General features: G+C 71.5%; 10 protein-coding genes. 4 read left to right on the top strand and 6 right to left on the bottom strand.

What is annotated here, in order from left to right:
• Positions 1 to 66: 66 nt before the first annotated feature.
• Positions 67 to 942, bottom strand: a complete 876-nt coding sequence (locus SGA01_RS39960) for an ABC transporter permease (protein ID WP_141303268.1) — start codon at positions 940 to 942, stop codon at positions 67 to 69.
• Positions 939 to 3,620 carry a CocE/NonD family hydrolase gene (locus SGA01_RS39955; protein ID WP_141303266.1) on the bottom strand — a complete coding sequence of 894 codons (2,682 nt, stop codon included), beginning with the start codon at positions 3,618 to 3,620 and terminating at the stop codon, positions 939 to 941. Before SGA01_RS39955 ends, SGA01_RS39960 begins: the two co-directional genes overlap by 4 nt.
• 244 nt (positions 3,621 to 3,864) lie before the next feature.
• Here SGA01_RS39955 and SGA01_RS39950 point away from each other — a divergent pair, with 244 nt between their 5' ends.
• Positions 3,865 to 5,058 (top strand): S8 family peptidase, encoded by a 1,194-nt coding sequence (locus SGA01_RS39950; RefSeq protein WP_141303264.1) that lies wholly within the window; start codon positions 3,865 to 3,867, stop codon positions 5,056 to 5,058.
• A 221-nt stretch (positions 5,059 to 5,279) separates the two neighbouring features.
• Complete coding sequence (locus SGA01_RS39945; protein WP_141303262.1) at positions 5,280 to 7,886, top strand: hypothetical protein; 2,607 nt, start codon at positions 5,280 to 5,282, stop codon at positions 7,884 to 7,886.
• A 71-nt stretch (positions 7,887 to 7,957) separates the two neighbouring features.
• Here SGA01_RS39945 and mmsA read toward each other — a convergent pair whose 3' ends face one another.
• Genes mmsA through iolC form a run of 4 tightly spaced genes read right to left on the bottom strand, consistent with a single transcriptional unit; the run spans position 7,958 to position 13,140 of the window.
• Entirely contained in the window at positions 7,958 to 9,469 is a 1,512-nt protein-coding gene (mmsA, locus tag SGA01_RS39940) for a CoA-acylating methylmalonate-semialdehyde dehydrogenase (RefSeq protein WP_141303260.1), read from the bottom strand.
• A 14-nt stretch (positions 9,470 to 9,483) separates the two neighbouring features.
• Positions 9,484 to 11,355, bottom strand: coding sequence for a 3D-(3,5/4)-trihydroxycyclohexane-1,2-dione acylhydrolase (decyclizing) (gene iolD / locus SGA01_RS39935; RefSeq protein WP_141303258.1), 1,872 nt, complete (start codon positions 11,353 to 11,355; stop codon positions 9,484 to 9,486).
• Complete coding sequence (gene iolB, locus SGA01_RS39930) at positions 11,352 to 12,182, bottom strand: 5-deoxy-glucuronate isomerase (protein ID WP_141303256.1); 831 nt, start codon at positions 12,180 to 12,182, stop codon at positions 11,352 to 11,354. The genes iolD and iolB overlap by 4 nt, the downstream gene beginning before the upstream one ends.
• 10 nt (positions 12,183 to 12,192) lie before the next feature.
• Positions 12,193 to 13,140 (bottom strand): 5-dehydro-2-deoxygluconokinase, encoded by a 948-nt coding sequence (gene iolC / locus SGA01_RS39925; protein WP_141303270.1) that lies wholly within the window; start codon positions 13,138 to 13,140, stop codon positions 12,193 to 12,195.
• Between the two features lie 196 nt (positions 13,141 to 13,336).
• Between iolC and SGA01_RS39920 the strand changes: the two genes are divergently transcribed.
• Together SGA01_RS39920 and SGA01_RS39915 are read left to right on the top strand one after the other, a co-directional pair.
• On the top strand, positions 13,337 to 14,272 hold the full coding sequence (locus SGA01_RS39920) for a sugar phosphate isomerase/epimerase family protein (RefSeq protein ID WP_141303254.1): 936 nt from the start codon (positions 13,337 to 13,339) through the stop codon (positions 14,270 to 14,272).
• 262 nt (positions 14,273 to 14,534) lie between these two features.
• Positions 14,535 to 14,732 (top strand): helix-turn-helix transcriptional regulator, encoded by a 198-nt coding sequence (locus tag SGA01_RS39915; protein ID WP_024758354.1) that lies wholly within the window; start codon positions 14,535 to 14,537, stop codon positions 14,730 to 14,732.
• Positions 14,733 to 14,757: the final 25 nt, after the last annotated feature.

Raw genomic sequence — 14,757 nt, 5'->3', positions numbered from 1 at the left:
GAGCCGCTTCCGCGCGGGCGCGGAAGCGGCTCGAAGGGGGTGGGTGTGAGAAGACGGTAGGGGCTTCTACGACACGATGTCCTTGCGGGCGAAGCCGCGGAAGGCGAGCGCGAAGAGGACCAGGGCGTACGTCACCGAGATCGCCGCTCCCTTGACCATGCCGCCCCACTCAAGCTGCGGCTGGAGCGCGTCGATCCAGGCGAACTGCCAGTGCGCGGGCAGGAAGTCGCGCCAGTCGCCGAGCGCCGTGACGGCGTCCAGGACGTTGCCGACGATGGTCAGGCCGACGGCGCCGCCCACCGCGCCCAGCGGGGCGTCGGTGCGGGTGGAGAGCCAGAAGGCGAGCCCGGCGGTGACCAGCTGGGACACGAAGACGAACGCGACGGCGATGCCGATGCGCAGCACCGCGTCCATGGCGGGCACGGAGCCGCCGGTCGGCAGCTGGAGCGGCCCCCAGCCGTAGGCGACCGTGCCCGCGGCGAGGGCCACGATCGGCAGGAGGACCATCGCGGCCGCGCTGAAGCCGAGGGCCACGGTCAGCTTCGAGGCGAGGAGCCGGGAGCGGGGCACGGGCGCTGCCAGGAGGTAGCGCAGCGAGGACCAGCTCGCCTCGGAGGCGATGGTGTCGCCGCAGAAGAGCGCGACGGGGATGACGAGGAGGAAGCCGGCCGAGACGAAGAGGCAGGTCGCGGCGAAGTTGGCGCCGGAGGCCGTCGCCGTGTCCATCAGGGTGATCCGGCCGTTGCGGTCGCCGTCCCCGGCGCCGCCGATCGCGAAGGCGGCGATCAGCACGAAGGGAAGGGCGACGAGGATCCCGCCCATGATCAGGGTGCGGCGCCGCTTCCACTGGCGCAGGGCTTCGACGCGCAGCGGCAGGGTGCGTCCGGCCCGGTAGCCGGGGGCCGAGTCCGCCGCGCCCGTGAGGGTGCTGGTGGTGCTCATGCGGATGCTCCTCCGATCAGGGTCAGGAAGGCGTCTTCGAGGCGCCGGTGCGGTCCGACCCCGGTGAGCGGGACGTCCAGGCGGACGAGGTCGCCGATGAGGGCGGTCGCGTCCGTGCCGTCGAGGCGGACGAGGAGCCCGCCGTCGGCGCGGGCGGCGGAGCCGACGCCCGGGAGGGCGCCGATCTTCTCGACGAGCGGATCGTCGACCTCGCCGGCCAGGGTCACGAGCAGGGTGTCGCCGGAGCCGGTGATCTCGGCGACCGGTCCGGCCTGGACGAGCTGTCCCCGGTCCATGACGACGAGGTGGGTGCAGGACTGCTCGACCTCCGCGAGGAGGTGGCTGGAGACGATGACGGTCCGGCCCTCGGCCGCGTACCGGATCATCACCTCCCGCATCTCGCGGATCTGCGGCGGGTCGAGGCCGTTGGTCGGCTCGTCGAGGATGAGCAGGTCCGGCAGGCCGAGCATGGCCTGGGCGATGGCGAGACGCTGCCGCATGCCCTGCGAGTAGGTCCGCACGGCGCGTTCGAGGGCGCTGCCCAGGTTCGCGATCCGCAGGGCGTCGTCGACGTGGGCGTCCTCGGCGGGGCGGCCGGTGGCCTTCCAGTACAGCTCCAGGTTCTCCCGGCCGGAGAGGTGCGGCAGGAAGCCGGCGCCCTCGACGAAGGAGCCGACCCGGGAGAGGACGGGGGCGCCGGGGCGGATGGCCTGGCCGAAGACCCGGATCTCGCCCTCGTCGGGCCGGATGAGGCCCATCAGCATGCGCAGGGTGGTGGTCTTGCCGGCGCCGTTCGGACCGAGGAGGCCGAGGACCTGGCCCTGCTCGACGCGGAACGACAGGTCCTTGACGCTGTACCTGTCTCCGCCCGCGTACTTCTTGGAGAGTCCGGTGATCTGGAGGGGTACGGAGGTGAGTTCGGGATCCGGTGCGGGCGCCGTGACGCGGCGGCGGGCGGTCAGGAGGAGGGCCGCGGCGACGACGAGGCCGAGGAGCGGCAGGCCCCAGACCCACCAGGGCAGCGCGGCGGCCTGGGTGTCGAGGCCGGGCGCGGTGGGGACGGTGAGCGGGCCCTCGACGGCGACGGTGTAGCCGGCGGGGACGGCCGGGGAGGCGTAGCCGAGGTCGGTGGCGGCGAGGACGAGGCGCAGCCGGTGCCCGGCCTCCACCTCGTGGTCGATCGCGGGCAGGGTCAGGGTGACGCTGCGGCCCTTCGAGGCGTCCTCGACGCGTACGGGGGTGACGAGCTGGGAGGGCAGCACCTGCTGCCGTCCGTCGGGCCCGACGTCGTACGCCTTGGCGAAGAGCACGGCGGATCCGTCGGCCGCGGTGGAGGTGACCTTGACGCGGACGGTCGGGGTGCCGGTGATCCGGACGGCCTCGGTCTGCGGCTTCGCGTCGAAGCGGGCGTACTGGCCGGGGAAGTCCAGGGAGAGGCCGACGCCGAGGGAGGACAGGCCGGAGAGGCCTCCGCCGAGGCCGGGGACGGCGGAGATGGCGGGCGGTGCGGCGCCGGCCGGGTTGGCGAAGGTCTGCGGCGGCCCGGCGAGGGTGAAGCTCTCGGTGGCCGCGGTGAGGCCCGGGTAGCGGTCGGCGGTCGCGGCGCGCAGCGTGGCCTGTCCGTCGGTGGAGTCGACGCCGCCGGTGCGGCTGACGCGGAAGGCGGGGCCGGTGTCGGTGGAGGTGTCGCGCTTCAGCCAGCGGTCGAACCAGGTGCTGATCCGCCGCTCGACGCGCTCGGTCTCGCGGTCTCCGCCGTCGTGGCCGCCGGCGATCCAGTCGACGGCGACGGGGGCGCCGTTGGCGGTGAGGGCGCGGGCCATGGCGTCGGACTGGCCGAGGGTGAAGAGGGAGTCGGACTGGCCCTGGACGATGAGCGCGGGCACCTTGATCCGGGCGCCGACGGCGGAGGGGCTGCGGGCTTCGAGGAGGGCGCGGGCGGCCGCGTCGGGCTTTCCGCTGACGGCGACGCGCTGGTAGAGGGAGCAGAGTTCGGCGGTGAAGCGGCCGCAGGCGTCGGCCCGACCGGAGGCGGCGGGCGCGCCCGGCTGGTCGTCGGCCGCGGCGGGCGCGCCCGGCTGGTTGCCGGCGGAGAAGAAGATCCCGGCCCAGAGCTTCTTGAAGACGTCGTTCGGGAAGAGGGCGTCGGCGAGGTTCCAGTAGGTGATCTGGGGGGCGACGGCGTCGACGCGCGGGTCGTGGCCGGCGGCGAGCAGGGAGATCGCTCCGCCGTAGGAGGCGCCGGTGACGCCGACGCGCGGGTCGCCGGCCTTGTCGAGGAGGACCTCGGGGCGGGCCGCGAGCCAGTCGATCAGCTTCCGGACGTCCGCGACCTCGTGGTCGGGGTCGTTGAGGCCGATCTCCCCGGTGGAGGCGCCGAAGCCGCGGGCGGACCAGGTCAGGACGGCGTAGCCGTCGCGGGCGAGCTGTTCGGCCTGGGCGCGGACGTCGTTCTTGGAGCCGCCGAAGCCGTGGCCGAGGAGGACGGCGGGGCGCCGCCCTTCTCCGCCGCTCGTGAAGTACGAGGTGTCGAGCTTGATGCCGTCGAGGTCGAGCGCCTTGTCCGCGCGGTGCACGGGCGGCGGTTCGTCCGAGGCGACGGCGGTCCAGGTGCCGGCACCCGCGAGGACGGCGAGGACGGCGGTGACCGCGGCCCACCGGGGAAGTCGGAGTCGCATGGGTCGAGCCTAAGCGGGCCCGCTCGTGCGGCACTGCGGTCCGAAGGGGGAGGCGGCCGACCTCCTGGGGTCGTACGGCGGGCCGTCACGTACACCGGACGCAGTATCCGCACCCTTGTGCCGCACATGACAACACGAGACTCTGAGGGACACCGCACCGCACGACCGCACCACCGCGCCGCACCACGCACGTACCCGTACTTGCCCGTGATCCGGACAACGAAAGGTCCAGGTGCCCCACCACATGAATCGGACCGCCCGCCGCCTCGGCGCCCTCGTCCCCGTCCTCGCGCTCGCCGCCGGACTCCAGTTCGCCGCCTCCCCCGCCGCGCAGAGCGCCTCCCCCACGGTCGCGCCCACCGGTGACCTGCGGCTCGCCCCGGCGTCCACCGCCGTCGAGAACAGCTGGATCGTCGTCCTCAAGGACGGCTCGACCCGCGCCGCCGACCTCGGCGCCACCCCGAAGCACGTCTACCGCTCGGCCCTCAAGGGCTTCTCCACCACGATGTCGCAGGCCCGCGCCGCGCGGCTCGCCGCCGACCCCCGGGTCGCCTACGTCGAGCAGGACGCGACCGTCCGGGTCGCCGACACCCAGACCGGGGCCAGCTGGGGCCTGGACCGCATCGACCAGCGCGATCTGCCGCTGTCGACGACGTACACCTACGACACGACCGCGTCGAACGTCACCGCGTACATCATCGACACCGGGATCCGCACCTCGCACGGCGAGTTCGGCGGCCGGGCCTCCGTCGGCACCGACACCGTCGGCGGCGGGCAGAACGGCCAGGACTGCCAGGGCCACGGCACCCATGTCGCCGGCACCGTCGGCGGGGCGAAGTACGGCGTCGCCAAGGGCGTGAAGCTGGTCGCCGTCCGCGTCCTCGACTGCAACGGCTCCGGCACCACCGCCGGCGTCATCGCGGGCGTCGACTGGGTGACGGCCAACGCGGTCAAGCCCGCCGTCGCCAACATGAGCCTGGGCGGCGGCGCCAACGCCTCGCTCGACGACGCCGTCAGGCGCTCGATCGCCTCGGGCGTCACGTACGCGCTCGCCGCCGGCAACGGCAACTTCCTCGGCCTCCCCGCGAAGGCCTGCAACTACTCCCCCGCCCGCGTCGCCGAGGCGATCACGGTCGGCGCGACGGACTCGGCCGACAAGCGGGCCTCGTTCTCCAACTACGGCACCTGCGTCGACCTCTTCGCCCCGGGCGTCTCCGTCACCTCGGCGTGGAAGGACAGCGACACGGCCACGAACACCATCTCCGGCACCTCGATGGCCGCCCCGCACACCGCGGGCGTCGCCGCCCTCTACCTGGCGGCCAACCCCGCCGCCACCCCGGCCCAGGTAGGCACCGCGCTGGTGAACAACGCGACCTCCGGCAAGGTCCAGGACCCGAAGTCGGGCTCCCCGAACAAGCTGCTGCACTCGAACTTCTAGGCACGGCTGCGCCCACCGGATGCCCGAGGGGCTCCGTACCCGCCCGGTACGGAGCCTTTCGTGTATCGCCGTCCCCGCCGACTTGCTCCCGCCGGAAAGCGTAGAAGACTGGTGAGTGACGACTAGGACCACTTGAGGTCGACATGTCCTCTCGTTCCGAGCGGCACTCCGCGATCGATTCGTCATCCTTGCCGGTACCTCACGTGATACGTGCAGGGGCGGTGGCGATTCTCTCCGTTGTTCTCCTGATCACCGCTGTCAGCGGCGTCGGCTGGGTATCGCCGGCCTGGAAGGCCTCGGAGCGCTGGCCCACGTTCTTCCAGGACGTCTCCGAGTGGTTCATGCGCTTCTTCGAAGGCGCCGCACGGGTCGTGTCGGGCGGCAAGGACGGAGCCGGCCTGAGCCTCCGTCTGTTGTGCTTGCTGCTCCTGTTCTTCTCCTTCGTGGCCCTGCGCCGTTGGATGCTCCAGCGCAACGCGTTCAAGCCCGGACCTGTGGACGTGCAGCGACTTGTCTCCTCGACCGCGGGCGGCGACTCATGCCTCGAAGGTCTCACCGCCCAGTTGCGTAAGCAGCTGTCAGAAACGAACCTTTATCCCCCGTCCGCGCTCCCCGCGGAATCGCCGGCCGAAAGCTTCCTGGATCTGCTCGGCGACATAGACCTCGAGCCGAAGAAGCTTGGGACGAGCATCCTGCGCTTGTTCAGTCGCCTTCGCCCCAAGGTCGCCTACACGGTACGCGGAGTGCTGCGAGCGCGGGAGCAGGAGCCCACGTTCGGCATCACCGTCACCGTCACCTCCTATGCGCTGAGGGGAAGCCGGACGGAAACGCTGTGGGCATCGACATGGGAGGAGGCGGTGAAGGCGGGCGGGTACTGGGTGATGGCAGCACTGGTGCCGGTCACACAGGCAAGCCGGAGGGCGCCCTGGCAGGAATGGCGCGGCCGGAATCTCCAGCCCGAACTGTTCGCCGCCTACCAGGAGGCGAGGGAGCTCAGCCAGGACCGGAAGTTCGACGATGCCCTCGACCGCTATTACACGGCGCTACGGCTCGATCCCACCAACATTCACCTGCGCACACAGATCGCGGGGACACAGGAGAAGCTGTGGTTGCATCTCGATGCGCTTGAGACGTACCACGGAGCAATCCTCTTGGACGGGCAGAGCAGGGAGGAGCGGAACGCCCGCCTGAGAAGGGGCCCCTGGAATCCACGTCGATCATTCTGCAAGCGTTACCGATGGTGGCGCAATGGCCTGCTCGAAGCGCGGTTCCGCTATGCCGTCGTCCTCGGTATGGCCGAACGCACCGCTCATCAGTGGTGCAGGCCGACCGTAGATCCTGCTGACTACCGCAAATGCCCGCGACGCGCACACACCCGAAGTGAGATTCGCAAGTCGCTGGCCCCCGCACTCGTCGAGAGGTACTGGCGGACGGTCACCCATCTCACCCCACCGGGGGTGGATATGCCGATCTGCGAAGAAAAGGCCGCAAGAGCATGGCTCGAGGGCGAGCTCGGGGAGCAGGGCCTCGACCATAGGAACGTCAGCCTGATATTTCAGCTCGCCTGCGCGGAGGAGATGTATCAACTCGCCAGCGACTACCCCGTCCTCCGCTTCCTCAGGAATTCCAGCAGACGGCGGAGCAGAGGACTCACGTGGACGTCGCTCCGACTCAATCGAGACGTGTGGGCGCCGCTGCGTCTGGCGTGGGCCGTGAACCAGACCGAAACAGGCTCGGTGGAAGGACTGCGAAATGATCTGATCTGGCCCATGGAGGCGAAGGACCTCATGAAGCGAGTCGAGCTGGCGAGAGGCTGGTGGATCTGGCGGCGAACCGCGGAGCGGCTCGCGAACTGGCAGCTGTGGCCGTCTCGGCCTTGGCAGGACAGGTACAACACGGCATGCATATACGCGGTGGCGATGGGCGGCCAGAGGGACGAGCGGAAACGGGACGACCTCGCCGTGCAAGCCGTGGAGGAGCTCGAGGCCGCCGCGAGAGCGGACTTGACCGGTTTCCATCCCCTCATGCGCTCCTGGCTGCTCATCGAAGATCCAGATCTCGAATGGCTGCGCCCGAACGACCGGTTCATACGCTTCGAACGAGAGATCTATCCGCATGACGCCCCCGATCGCGACCGGCCCGAGCGTCCGCTGTGGGCCGAGGTGATGGCGTACGACCAGCAGCTGCTGAGAGGCACCGCACAGGTCATGGAGCACACATGGCGCCTGCGCGGGAAGCTCCTCCCCGCCGAGACCCACCTGATCGCTCAGTGGTTCATCACCGAGAAGTCGGTCTGGCAGGGCGTTCATCGTGTGGCCGCCAATCAAGGCCGGGACTGGCGTGACCGGGAGAAACTCCTGCAGACCATCCGGGCGTTGGCCGACTCGACGCTGCTGGCGAAGTACGGCCTTCCGTCCAAGCTGCCCGAACTGGACGACCTCCTGGACGACGCGACATGGTTCGAGATCGGGGCCGCGAAGCAGAGTGTCACGGACTTCGAGACGGCCATCGAGGAGCGGCTGAGCATCCTGAGCCGCGCGATCGGCGGGGCGACCAACGCGGTGTCACCCATCCGCCGAAGCGATCAGTGGGTTGAAGCGGTCAAGCACAGCGGAACACTGCCCAATTTCGTGATGCAGTCCGCTGTCCGGCAAACGTGTGCGGACTATGAGACCGCGTGGCGGGCGCTGCGTGACCAACTCGATCCCGAGAACGATGAATGGGCCTTCTCCAGATCCCTGCACCAGCTCCGTGAGCCGGATGGGGTGTGGCGACTCCTCGCCACATTGAGGACCAGGGTGCCGGCCGGCTTCCGTCACGCCGGTTGACTGCCTGGGCCCACACGAAAGAGCCCCCCGCCGGCCGGAGCCGACAAGGGGCAACAACACGGGACGACGGGTCAGTGGTTGCGGGGGAAGCCCAGGTCCACGCCGGCCGGGGCGTCGGACGGGTCCGGCCAGCGGGTGGTGACGACCTTGCCGCGCGTGTAGAAGTGCACGCCGTCGTTGCCGTAGATGTGGTGGTCGCCGAAGAGCGAGTCCTTCCAGCCACCGAAGGAGTGGTAGCCCACCGGCACCGGGATCGGCACGTTGACGCCGACCATGCCGGCCTCGACCTCCATCTGGAAGCGGCGGGCCGCGCCGCCGTCACGGGTGAAGATCGCGGTGCCGTTGCCGAAGCGCGAGCCGTTGATGAGGGCGAGGCCCTCCTCGTACGTCTCGGCGCGCAGCACGCAGAGCACCGGGCCGAAGATCTCGTCCTGGTAGGCCGCGGCCGTCGTCGGCACGTGGTCCAGGAGGGACAGGCCGATCCAGTGGCCGTTCTCGTGGCCCTCGACCGTGTAACCGGTGCCGTCGAGGACGACCTCGCAGCCCTCGGCCGCCGCGCCGGTGACGTAGGAGGCCACCTTGTCGCGGTGGACGGCCGTGATAAGCGGGCCCATCTCCGAGGTCGGGTCGTTGCCGGGGCCGATCTTGATCTTCTCGGCGCGCTCGCGGATCTTGTCGACGAGCTGGTCGCCGATGGAGCCGACGGCCACGACCGCCGAGATCGCCATGCAGCGCTCGCCGGCGGAGCCGTACGCCGCCGAGACGGCCGCGTCCGCCGCCGCGTCGAGGTCGGCGTCCGGGAGGACCAGCATGTGGTTCTTCGCGCCGCCGAGCGCCTGGACGCGCTTGCCGTTGGCGGAGGCGGTGGTGTGGATGTGGCGGGCGATCGGGGTCGAGCCCACGAAGGAGATCGCGGAGACGTCCGGGTGCTCCAGGAGGCGGTCCACGGAGACCTTGTCGCCGTTCAGGACGTTGAAGACACCGTCCGGGAGGCCCGCCTCGGCGAGCAGCTCGGCGATCTTCAGGGCCGGCGACGGGTCCTTCTCGCTCGGCTTGAGGATGAAGGTGTTGCCGGTCGCGATGGCGATCGGGAACATCCACATCGGCACCATGGCCGGGAAGTTGAAGGGCGTGATGCCCGCGACGACACCCACCGGCTGGCGGATCGAGGCCACGTCCACGCGGTTCGACACCTGGGTGGAGAGCTCGCCCTTGAGCTGGACGGTGATGCCGCAGGCCAGGTCGACGATCTCCAGGCCGCGGGCGACCTCGCCGAGCGCGTCCGAGTGGACCTTGCCGTGCTCGGCGGTGATCAGCTCGGCGATCGCGTCGCGGTTGGCGTCGAGCAGCGCGCGGAACTTGAAGAGGATCGTGGTGCGCTGCGCGAGGGACGAGGTGCCCCAGGTGGCGAAGGCGTCCTTGGCGGCGGCGACGGCGGCGTCCACCTCCTCGACGGAGGCGAGCGCGACACGGGTGGTCACGGCGCCGGTGGCCGGGTCGGTGACCGGGCCCCAGTTGCCCGACGTGCCCTCGACGGCCTTGCCACCGATCCAGTGGTTGACAGTCTTGACGGTGTTCGTCATGACGAGATGCTCCTTCAGAGATGGCGGCGTCGGGCGGTGACGTGCCGGTCGTACTCCTCGCGGGCCTTGACCGCCGACGGGCGGGTCGACGTCTCGGCCACGGGCACATCCCACCATGCCTGGGCCGGGGGCGGGCCCGACACTGTGTCTGCCGTTTCGGTCTCGACGTAGACACATGTGGGAACCGTCGCCGCCCGCGCGTCCGCGAGGGCTTCCCGCAGGTCACGCACGGTGCGGGGGCGCAGCACGCGCATGCCGAGGGAGGCGGCGTTGGCCCCGAGGTCGACGGGGAGCGGCGCGCCGGTGAAGCCGCCGTCCGGGTCCCGGTGGCGGTAGTCGGTGCCGTACCGCTCGGCGCCGACCGCCTCGGAGAGGCCGCCGATGGAGGCGTACCCGTGGTTCTGCAGGATGACAAGACGCAGGGGCAGCCGTTCCTGCACGGCGGTGACGATCTCGGTGGGATTCATCAGATACGTACCGTCGCCGACGAGCGCCCAGACGGGCCGGCCGGGCGCGGCGAGCAGGACTCCGAGGGCCGCCGGGATCTCGTAGCCCATGCAGGAGTACCCGTATTCGACGTGGTACTGGTCCGTGGAGCGGGGCCGCCAGAGCTTGTGGAGGTCGCCGGGGAGGGAGCCTGCGGCGTTGATCAGGATGTCGCTGCCGTCGACCAGAGTGTCGAGTACGCCGAGGACCTGGGCCTGGGTGGGCCGGGCGTCCTCGTCGGGGACGGCGTAGGCGGCGTCGACGCGGCGCTGCCAGCGGAGCCTCTCCTCGGCGTACTCGTGCACGTAGTGCTGGGTGACGTGGTGGGGCTCCAGGAGCGAGTGGAGCTGTTCCAGGCCCTCGCGGGCGTCCGCCACGAGCGGGAGCGCGGCCAGCTTGTGGGAGTCGAAGGCGGCGATGTTGAGGTTGACGAACCGTACGGAGGGGTGGCCGAAGAGGGTTCCCGAGGCGGTGGTGAAGTCGGTCCAGCGGGTGCCGACGCCGATGATCACGTCGGCGGTGCGGGCCAGGTGGTCGGCGACGGCGGTGCCGGTGTGGCCGATGCCTCCGACGTTCTGGGGGTGGTCGTGCGACAGCGCCCCCTTGCCGGCCTGGGTGAAGGCGACCGGGATGCCGCTCAGGGCGGCGAAGTCGTGGAGTGCCTCCTCGGCGCCGCTGTACCGGACGCCGCCGCCGGCGACGATCAGCGGACGGGTGGCCCGGCTGATCGCCGCGACCGCCGCGTCCAGTTCGTCCTCGTCCGGGGAGGGGCGGCGGACCCGCCAGACCCGCTCGGCGAAGAACTCGTCCGGCCAGTCGTACGCCTCCGCCTGGACGTCCTGGGGCAGTGCGAGGGTCACCGCGCCGGTCTCCACGGGGTCGGTGAGGACCCGCATGGCGGCGAGTGCGGCCGGGACGAGGGCCTCGGGCCGTCCGATGCGGTCGAAGTAGCGGGAGACGGGCCGCAGGCAGTCGTTGACCGACACGTCGCCGGCGTAGGGGAGTTGGAGCTGCTGGAGGACGGGGTCGGCGGGGCGGGTGGCGAAGGTGTCGCCGGGGAGGAGCAGGACCGGCAGGTGGTTGATCGTGGCGAGGGCGGCGCCGGTGACGAGGTTGGTGGCGCCGGGGCCGATGGAGGTGGTGACGGCGTGCGCGGAGAGCCGGTTCGACTGGCGGGCGTAGCCGACGGCGGCGTGGACCATGGCCTGTTCGTTGCGGCCCTGGTGGAAGGGCATGAGCTCGGCGTCCTCGACGAGGGCCTGGCCGATCCCGGCGACGTTCCCGTGGCCGAAGATGCCCCAGGTGGCGGCGATCAGCCGCTGCCGGGCCCCGTCGCGCTCCGTGTACTGGGCGGCGAGGAAGCGGACGAGGGCCTGGGCGACGGTCAGCCGGACGGTCATACGTACCCCTCCTCGTGGTCCGGGTGGAAGGAGATCTTCCATTCTCGCTCGGCGCCGGGGCCCGCCATGACGTTGAGGTAGTAGAGGTCGTGCCCCGGCTGGGCGATCGAGGGCCCGTGCCAGCCGTCCGGTACGAGGACGGCGTCGCCGTCCCGGACCTCGGCGAGGAGCTCGGCGCCGCCGGGCCGGGAGGGCGAGATCCGCTGGTAGGCGAGGCCGTGCGGGCCGTCGATCTCGTAGTAGTAGATCTCCTCCAGGACGGACTCGGCGCCCGGGCGGTGCTCGTCGTGCTTGTGCGGCGGATAGGAGGACCAGTTGCCGCCGGGGGTGACGACCTCGACGGCGATCAGCCGGTCGCAGGCGAAGGCGCCTGCGGCGGCGAAGTTCCGCACCTGGCGGGCACGGTTTCCGCTGCCCCGCGTCTCGACGGGAACCTCCGGCGCGGGGCCGTAGCGGGCGGGGAGTCGTCGCTCGCACTTCGCTCCTGCCAAAGCGAAGCGGCCCCCCGCGCCGGAGGCGATCTGGGCGTGGGCGTCGCGCGGTACGTAGGCGAAGTCGGTCACTCCCGTGAACACGCTGTCGCGGCCCAGGAGTTCGAGGACTTCGCCGTCGAGGCGCACGCTACAGGCACCGGCGAGGGGAAGCACGACCCATTCGGAATCCCCGCTCTCGAAGGAGTGGGTCTCCCCCGGCCCGAGGGTGAGGACCCGCAGGGCGGAGTGCTCCCAGCCGGCCTGCTCGGGGTCGACGCGGAGCGCGTACGGCCCGTGGGCGGCGGTGCCGGCGGGCAGATGGAGACGCGCGGGGCGGGAGGGGCCGGAGTTCATGACGGGATCCCTACCCCCTTTCCGGGATCGTTCCCGTGCCCGCGGCGAGCGCCTCGGCGATCTCCTCCGCGTACGGCATGGCGGAGGAGCAGGCGAGGCGGCCCGCGACGATCGCGCCGGCGGCGTTGGCGTGGCGCAGGGTCCGTTCGAGGTCCCAGCCGGCGAGGAGGCCGTGGACGAGGGCACCGCCGAAGGCGTCGCCCGCGCCGAGCCCGTTGACGACCTCCACCGGCAGCGGCGGCACCTCGGCGGACGTCCCGTCGGCGGCGAGCGCGAGGACGCCCTCGGGCCCCTGCTTCACGACGGCGAGCCGGACCGCGCCGGTGGCGAGCAGCGCGCGGGCGGCGGCGTACGGTTCGCGCTCCCCGGTGGCGACCTCGCACTCGTCGAGGTTGCCGACGGCGACGGTCGCGTGGCGCAGGGCCTCGGCGTAGTACGGGCGGGCCTCGGCCGGGTCCGTCCAGAACACGGGGCGCCAGTCCAGGTCGAGGACCGTCACCTCCCGGCCGGACCGGGCGCGCAGCGCCTCCAGGGTCGCGGCGCGGCTCGGTTCGGCGCAGAGGCCGGTGCCGGTCGCCCAGAAGACCCGGGCGGCGCGGATCGCTCCGAGGTCGAGCTCGTGCGGGTGGATCTCCAGGTCGGGGGCCTTGGGACGGCGGTAGAAGTGGAGCGGGAAGTCGTCGGGCGGGAAGAGCTCGCAGAAGGTGACGGGGGTGGGGTAGGCCGCGACCTCGGTCACCCAGCGGTCGTCCACGCCGAAGCGCTTGAGGTCGTGGTGGAGCGCGGTGCCGAAGGGGTCGGCGCCGGTGCGGGAGACGAGGGCGGTACGGCGGCCGAGCCGGGCGGCGGCGACGGCCACGTTGGCCGGGGAGCCGCCGAGGAACCGGCGATACGTCTCGACGCGGTCGAGCCCGACGCCGCTCTGCAGCGGGTACAGGTCCACGCCGAGGCGCCCCATGGTGATCAGCTCGTACGGCTCCGTCTCCACGCGCCACCTTTCGCCTCCGGCCCCGTCCCCAGGTCTAGTCGGCCGTCCGGAGGCGTGTCAACGACATGTCCGGACATTCGGACGCGGCGCGAACGCCCTGCACCGGCCGCGCCGCCGTGCGCCGCCTGCTTGACGCTGCTCTCGCGGCCCGGTCAAGGTGGCAGGCATGACGAAGCCGCCGAAGCCGTCGTTGCCCCCGTCGCCGTCGCGTCCGTCCCGTATCCGTATCGGCTCCGCGCCGGACTCCTGGGGGGTGTGGTTCCCCGACGATCCCCGGCAGGTGCCGTGGCAGCGCTTCCTCGACGAGGTCTCCGGCGCGGGCTACGAGTGGATCGAGCTGGGGCCGTACGGCTATCTGCCGACCGACCCGGCCGTCCTCGCGGAGGAGACCGCTCGGCGCGGGCTGCGGGTCTCGGCGGGGACGGTCTTCACCGGGCTGCACCACGGCCCGGGCGTCTGGGACCGCACCTGGGCGCATGTCGCCGAGAACGCCGCCCTCGCCCAGGCCGTGGGCGCCGGCCATCTCGTCGTCATCCCGTCGTTCTGGCGGGACGACCGGACGGGCGAGGTCCTGGAGGAGCGCACGCTCACCGCGGAGCAGTGGCGGGATCTGACCGGTCTGACGGAACGTCTGGGGCGGGAGGTGTGGGAGCGGTACGGGCTGCGGCTCGTCGTCCATCCGCATGCCGACACCCATCTCGACGGCGAGGAGAGCGTGACGCGCTTCCTCGACGCCACCGACCCGGAGGCCGTCGCGCTCTGCCTGGACACCGGGCACTACGCCTACGCCGGCGGGGACAGCGTCAAGCTGATCGAGAGCTACGGGGAGCGGATCGGCTACCTCCACCTCAAGCAGGTCGATCCGGAGGTCCTGGCCCGGGTGGTGGCCGACGAGGTGCCGTTCGGCCCGGCGGTCGCGCGGGGCGTGATGTGCGAACCGCCGACCGGGGTGCCCGCCCTGGAGCCGGTGCTGGCCGCCGCGCAGGCGCTGGACGTGGACCTCTTCGCGATCGTCGAGCAGGACATGTACCCCTGCGAGCCGGATGTTCCGTACCCGATCGCGCTGCGCACGCGGCGCTTCCTGCGCTCCTGCGGCGTGTGACCGGCGCATACCTGTCCGACCAGGGGTGACGCACGCGGACACACCGGCGTCCGCGTGCATCACTTCCGTCACACAGGTCGCTTCCCCGTCACGCGTATCCCGGTTACGCGGGTCTTCCGTCACAGGCGCTCGACAGCCGCTCTCCTCCTGTCGGCAGGGGTCGTTCAACGGGCACAGGCTCAGTGATCACCAACGCCCGCCCGCAGCGCCCCCGAACGGCACCCCCTGCCGCCGCTGCGCGGTGCGCAGGGAGGTACCAGGCATGACGGACAGAAGGCTCTGGTCGTACAAGGACATCGCCGCGCACATCCGTGTCCAGCCGGACACGGTCCGCTCCTACCGGAAGCATGGACTCCTGCCGGCACCCGACCAGGTCGAATCGGGCAAGCCCTACTGGTACGCGGACACGATCCGCGCCTGGGTCGCCAGCCGTCCCGGCAACCGGGCCCGCCGCGACTGACCGTCGCCGACCCCTCCCCCGGCGG

Source organism: Streptomyces gardneri, from assembly GCF_006539185.1.
In the GTDB taxonomy this organism is placed as follows: domain Bacteria; phylum Actinomycetota; class Actinomycetes; order Streptomycetales; family Streptomycetaceae; genus Streptomyces; species Streptomyces gardneri.
This window is presented reverse-complemented; position numbering and strand designations above follow the sequence as displayed.

Coding starts and splice junctions, on each gene's coding strand:
- SGA01_RS39960 (WP_141303268.1), bottom strand. CDS start 942: ATGAGCACCACCAGCACCCTCACGGGCGCGGCGGACTCGGCCCCCGGC.
- SGA01_RS39955 (WP_141303266.1), bottom strand. CDS start 3,620: ATGCGACTCCGACTTCCCCGGTGGGCCGCGGTCACCGCCGTCCTCGCC.
- SGA01_RS39950 (WP_141303264.1), top strand. CDS start 3,865: ATGAATCGGACCGCCCGCCGCCTCGGCGCCCTCGTCCCCGTCCTCGCG.
- mmsA (WP_141303260.1), bottom strand. CDS start 9,469: ATGACGAACACCGTCAAGACTGTCAACCACTGGATCGGTGGCAAGGCC.
- iolD (WP_141303258.1), bottom strand. CDS start 11,355: ATGACCGTCCGGCTGACCGTCGCCCAGGCCCTCGTCCGCTTCCTCGCC.
- iolB (WP_141303256.1), bottom strand. CDS start 12,182: ATGAACTCCGGCCCCTCCCGCCCCGCGCGTCTCCATCTGCCCGCCGGC.
- iolC (WP_141303270.1), bottom strand. CDS start 13,140: ATGGGGCGCCTCGGCGTGGACCTGTACCCGCTGCAGAGCGGCGTCGGG.
- SGA01_RS39920 (WP_141303254.1), top strand. CDS start 13,337: ATGACGAAGCCGCCGAAGCCGTCGTTGCCCCCGTCGCCGTCGCGTCCG.
- SGA01_RS39915 (WP_024758354.1), top strand. CDS start 14,535: ATGACGGACAGAAGGCTCTGGTCGTACAAGGACATCGCCGCGCACATC.